Consider the following 6,405-nt stretch of genomic DNA (forward strand, 5'->3'; position numbering starts at 1 on the left):
CGCGGCGCCCGCCGCGGCCACCGTGCTCGCCGCCACCGCCGGCACCGCAGGCGGCTCGGGCGACTTCAAGGCCACCTCGCTGTCCCCCTCCGGCAGTTGGAGTGCGGGCGGCAGCGCCGGCGGCTTCACCTGGAGCGATCCGATCCCGCTGCCGCCGACGCCGGGCGCGTTGGCGCCGCAACTGGCGCTCGGCTACTCCTCGTCCGCCGTCGACGGCCGCACCTCGTCCACCTCCAGTCAGCCGTCGGTGATCGGCGAGGGCTGGGGCGGCCTGGAGCAGGGCTTCATCGAGCGGCGCTACCGGGGTTGTCGGGACGACAAGGACACGCCCGGGTCGAACACGGCCAAGGACGGTGACTGGTGCTGGGCCGGCGGCCAGTTCGTCACCGTCTCGCTCAACGGCAAGTCCGCCGAACTGGTCCGCGACGACACGTCCGGCACCTGGAAACTCTCCGACGACGACGGCTCCCGCGTCGAGCACCTGAGCGGTACCGCCGCCGACACCGGCAACGGCGACGACGGCGACGCGGTCGACGGTGCCAACGAGTACTGGCGGGTGACCACCGGCGAGGGCACCCAGTACTGGTTCGGCAAGAACCGGATGGCGGGCTGGAGCACGGGCAAGCCGGAGACCAACTCGGTCTACACCGCGCCCGTCTTCGGCAACAACCCCGGCGAGCCCGGCCACCAGGCGGCCTTCGCCGACTCGGCGAAGACCCAGGCCTGGCGCTGGAACCTCGACTTCGTCACCGACGTGCACGGCAACGCGTCCGCCTACTTCTACGACCGGGAAAAGAACTTCTACGCCAAGAGCGGCGCCACCACCGGCACCGGCGAGTACACGCGCGGCGGCTACCCGATCCGCATCGAATACGGCCACCGCGCCGACACCCTCTACAGTGCGCCCGCGCCCGCCAAGGTCGACTTCACCTACGCCGAACGCTGCCTGAGCGACTGCGGCACCTTCGACAAGGACCACGCGGCGAGTTGGCCGGACGTCCCGGTCGACCTGAACTGCGAGAAGGACAAGACCTGTTACATCGGGTCGCCGACGTTCTGGACCCGCAAGCGGCTGACCCGGATCGACACCTCGGTGTGGTCCGGCACCGGTACCGCCTACACCGCCGCCGACACCTGGGACCTGGAGCAGACCCTGCCCGGCAGCGGCGACCGGGGCGGCAAGGCCTTGTGGCTGGCCTCGATCACGCACACCGGCAAGGCCCCCGGCAGCGCGGCGATCACCCTGCCGAAGATCACCTTCGAGGGCACCCTGATGCCCAACCGGGTGGACGGGGCGGAGGGCCTGCCGCCGCTGTACAAGTACCGGATCACCCGGATCAACTCGGAGACCGGCGCGGACACCCTGGTCACCTACTCCCCGCAGGACTGCACGCTCACCGACCTGCCCACGCCGGACACCAACACCCGGCGCTGCTACCCGGTGTGGTGGACCCCCGACGGTCAGACCGATCCGGTCAAGGACTGGTTCAACACCTATGTGGTCACCCGGGTCGCCGACGACGACCTGGTCGCCGGCAGCGGCTCGGCCACGGTGCTCACCTCCTACGAATACCTCGGTGGAGCCGCCTGGCACCGTGACGAGGACGAGTTCACCCTCGACAAGCACCGCACCTGGAACCAGTTCCGCGGCTACGGCACGGTGCGTGTACGCAAGGGCGAGACCGACCCGGTGCTCGGCGAGACGGTGTTCTTCCGTGGCATGGACGGCGACTCGCTCGCCGACGGCAAGACCCGTTCGGTGGCCGTCCAGGGCATTACCGACCGCCCCGAGCTCACCGGGCAGATCCGCGAACAGATCAGCTACGACAAGGACATCGCCCGCGGCGGCACGCCCACGACGTCCACCATCACCGAACCCCGGGTGATCCGGCAGACCGCCACCCGGCCCCGGCTCGCCGGGCTGCCCGCGCTGACCGCCAACCAGGTCAAGACCGGCACCGAGACCAAGAAGGTCCGCCTCTCCGACGGCAGTTGGCAGAGCGTACGCACCAATCGCACCTTCGACCAGGACGGCCAACCGCTCACCGTCGACGACGAGGGCGACGTCGCGGTCACCGGCGACGAGACCTGCACCCGCACCACCTATGTCGGCGCCGACCGCACCGCGTGGCTGCTCGCCTATCCCGCCTCCGAACTGCACACCTCCGCACGCTGCTCGGTCGCCGCCGCCCCGGCGAACACCATCGCCGAATCACGCAACTACTACGACGGCCGGGCACTGGGCCAGGCTCCCGTGGCCGGCAAGGGCAACGCCACCCGGCAGGAGGGTCTGGAGCGCTTCGACGGCACCACCCCCGTCTACGGCGTCGCCGCGGTCACCACCCACGACCCCTACGGCCGGGAGTCGACCGTCACCGGCGAGGACGGCAAGGTCACCACGACGACGTACACTCCCGCAACGGGCCGCAACCCGACCGAGGTCGCGGTCACCAACCCCAAGGGCTGGACCGGACGTACCACCGTCGACCCGGTACGCGGCCTGACCCTGAAGTCGGCTGACGTGAACGGACGCGGCTCCACCTCCGCGTTCGACGCGCTCGGCCGGCTGACCTCGGTGTGGTTGTCCGGCCGACCCACCAAGGACCCGGCGAACCTGGTCTACAGCTACGCCCCCAGCCAGTCCGCGCCCACCGCGGTGACCACCAAAACGCTGCTCGACGACGGCAGCTATCACACCGAAATCACGCTGTCCGACGGCCTGCTGAGGCCGCGTCAGGTACAGAGCCAGGTGGCCGACGGCCGGGTGGTCACCGACACCTTCTACGACGACCAGGGCCGCAAGGCCAAGGAGAACGCCGGATTCTTGAACGCCAAGGCGCCCACCGGCCAACTGCTGTCCGTCGCCGACGCGCAGATCCCGTCGCAGACCGCCTTCGAGTACGACGGCCAGGGGCGCACCACCGCATCCGTGTTCAAGTCGCTCAACAACGAGCGTTGGCGGACCAGGACCCTGTACGGCGGCAACTGGGTGGCCACCGTGCCGCCCGCCGGCGGCACCACGACGCTCAAGGTCACCGACGTGGTGGGCCGCACCGTCGAACTGCGGCAGTACAAGGACGCCAACCCCGCCGACGGGGCACCCGTTCCCGCCTACGACGCACCGCCCACCGCCTACGACGCGACGCGCTACCGCTACGACGCCGCCGGCAACCGGACCAAGGTGATCGATGCGGGCGGCAGCACCTGGACCTACGAGTTCGACCTGCGCGGCCGGCAGACCAAAGCGATCGACCCCGAAAAGGGCACCACCCGAACCACCTACGTGCCCGGCGGCAGGTTCGGCGCCGACCAGGTCGAGACGATCACCGACCCGCGCGGCCAAACCCTCGCCTACACCTACGACGAACTCGGCCGCAAAACCTCGATGCGCGAAGGCGGCACGACCGGTTCGGTACGCGCCGAGTGGGCCTACGACCTGCCCGGCAACCTGGGCCTGGCCCACTCCTCGACCCGGATCGACAACGGCCTGCGCTACGTCTCGGAGACCACCGGCTACGACACCGCCGGCCACCCCAGCGGCGTCAAGGTCACCATCCCCGCCGCCCCCGGCGAGGAGAAGCTGGCCGGTGAATACACCACCAGCAGCGCGTTCACCCCGGGCATCGGCCTGCTCGACACGGTCACCTACGGCCAGTCCTGGGGCGGCCTGCCCGCCGAGAAACTCGACTACGGTTACACGAAGTTCGGCCTGGCCAACTCGCTGGTCTCGGGCAACACCCGCTACGTCAACGGCACCCTGTACTCGCCCTTCGGCGAGGCGATCCAGACCCAGTTCGGCAACGTCGGCCGGCGCACGATCGCCACGATGACCTACGCCGAGGACACCCGCCGGCTGGTCAGGTCCGTCGCGGACCGGGAGAAGGCCGGACCGCAGACCCTCGACGACCTGAACTACACCACCGACGCCGGCGGCAACATCGTCCGGGTCGTGAACAACCGCGACGACGCGACGAGCACGGACACCCAGTGCTTCGCGTACGACTACCGCAGCCGGATGACCGAAGCCTGGACCGCGACCGACAACTGCTCGGCCGGTCCGGCCACGGGCGGCACACCCAAGGTCGGCGGCGTCGACGCCTACTGGACCTCCTACACCTTCGACACGGTGGGCAACCGCCGGACCGAGAAGCAGCACGATCCCACCGGCAACACGGCCAAGGACGTCACCCGCACCTACAACACCACCGCACACCGCCTGGACTCGGTGGACGCGGCCGGGCCCGGCGGCGTCAACCGCACCTCCTACGGCTACGACGACGCCGGCAACACCACCCGCCGCACCGTCGGCGGCGACGACCGGAACATGACCTGGGACGTCGAGGGCCGGATGGCGACAGCCACCACGACCGTCGCCGGCCAGGCCGGGACCAGCAGCTTCGTCTACGACTCCGACGGCACCCGGCTGCTGCGCCGCGAACCCGACGGCGTCACGCTCTACCTGGGCAGCACCGAGCTCAAGCTCACCCGCGCGACCGGCACGGTCACCGGCACCCGCTACTACGCGGGCGCAGGCGGGCAGTTCGTCCGCTCCTCGGACGGCAAGGCGTCGATCCTGATCGCCGACCACCACGGCACCAGCCAACTCGCCGTCGACTACGCGAGCATGAACCACACCCGCCGAGGCTCGATGCCCTACGGCGACGCGCGCGGCACCCAGCCCACCGTGTGGCCGGACGACAAGGGCTTCCTCGGTGCGCCCAAGGACTCCTCCACCGGCCTGACCCACATCGGAGCCCGCGAATACGACCCCGGCGCAGGCCGATTCATGTCCCGCGACCCGCAGACCGTCGCCGAGGACCCGGCCCAACTGAACCCGTACACCTACGGCGGCGGCAACCCGGTCAACATCGCCGACCCCAGTGGCATGGGCTGGGGCAGCTTCCTCAAGAAGACGGCCAAGGTCGTCGCGGTCGCGGTGGTCATCGCCGTGGTGGTCACCGCGGTCGTGGTCGCGGCACCGGTCCTGGTGCCTGCCGCCGCGGCGAGCGCGGGCATCGTGGCCGGCACCAGCGCGGTGGCCGTCGGCGCCGAACTCGGGCTCACCGCGGGCAGCCTGTACCTCGCCCAACAGGCCTTCGAGGAGGGCGGCAAACTCCCCGCCCGCAATCAGAGCGACGACAAGTGCAAGAAGAACAGCTTCGTCGCGGCCACCCCGGTGCTGCTCGCCGACGGCACGGCCAAGCCGATCGACCAGGTCCGGGTCGGCGACCGGGTCGCGGCGGCGCCGGAGGCCGACACCTCCAGCGGCACGGACCCCCCGGTCCGGTCGGAGCAGGTCAGCGCGATCCACGTCACCGACGACGACACCTCCTTCGTCGACGTCACCGTGGGCACCGCCGACGGCCCGCGCACCATCACCTCGACCGCCGACCACCGCTTCCTCGACGCCACCACCGGTGCCTGGACCCGTGCCGCCGACCTTGAAACCGGCGAGGAACTGCGTACCCCGACCGGCCGGGTCGAGATCCTCTCCGTCCGCCCGTACAGCACTACCGCGAAGACCTACAACCTCACCGTCGACCGGGTGCACACCTACTTTGTCCAGGCCGACCACACCCCGGTCCTGGTGCACAACGACGGCGGCGGCGACACCTGCGAGCACGTCGTGCTCGGCATCGGCAGGTATTCCGACAAGCTGGCCTGGGACTACCGCGCGGGACAGTCCGACCCGGCCAATCCCAAAGAGGAACCCTCGCCCCAGGCCCGCACGTTCAACCAGTCCTTCACAGGCGCCGACAACACCAGGAGCGGAGACCAGCACGGCAACGCGCCGCCGGCGTGGATGACCTCGGTCCAGGCGGCCGTCAACAACGAATCGACCCGGCTGTCCATCACGCTGGAGGGCCTGCCCGGGAATACGCCCCGGGAGAAGTTCCAGAACGCGGTGCTGCGCGGCATGTGGGCCCAGCGGTACCCGAACTCGGACGGATGGCGCAAGGCCGCCTCGGACGGATATCAGACGGCCTGGGAGATGTTGACCGTCTTCCGCGCCGTGCAGGAGAAGAAGCGCTCGTGGGGCAGCATCGAATGGTTCGACGGCGACGGCAGCGGAAACCGGCGTAAGGTCTCCACCGCGGAAATGGGCTCCGCGCCGGACGACGACTGGGAAGACGAACTGCTCCAGATCTACGCGGCCATGCGGGACATGATGGAGAAGTGGGCCTGGCTCTTCGGCTCCCCGTGGTGATCCGACACCCCGGACCACGGTACGACGGCGGGCCGCCCGGTCCGGGGAAAGGCAGACGGAGTTGACGGATCGACCCGAGGTGCACGCGGCCTGGGTGGCGGGACTGGCGGAGAACCCGGCGACGCCGGCGACGGTGGCCGAGCGCGCGCTCGCGCTGGTCCCGTCGCCCGGCGACGACGCGGAGTGGCTGCGCCGCC

General features: G+C 70.3%; 1 protein-coding gene. It reads left to right on the forward strand.

What is annotated here, in order from left to right; genetic code table 11:
- Positions 1–22: 22 nt before the first annotated feature.
- Complete coding sequence (locus ABZS54_RS41595) at positions 23–6,208, forward strand: RHS repeat-associated core domain-containing protein (RefSeq protein ID WP_355548223.1); 6,186 nt, start codon at positions 23–25, stop codon at positions 6,206–6,208.
- The last annotated feature ends 197 nt before the right edge of the window (positions 6,209–6,405 follow it).

This window comes from Embleya sp. NPDC005575, assembly GCF_040605455.1.
Lineage (GTDB): Bacteria > Actinomycetota > Actinomycetes > Streptomycetales > Streptomycetaceae > Embleya.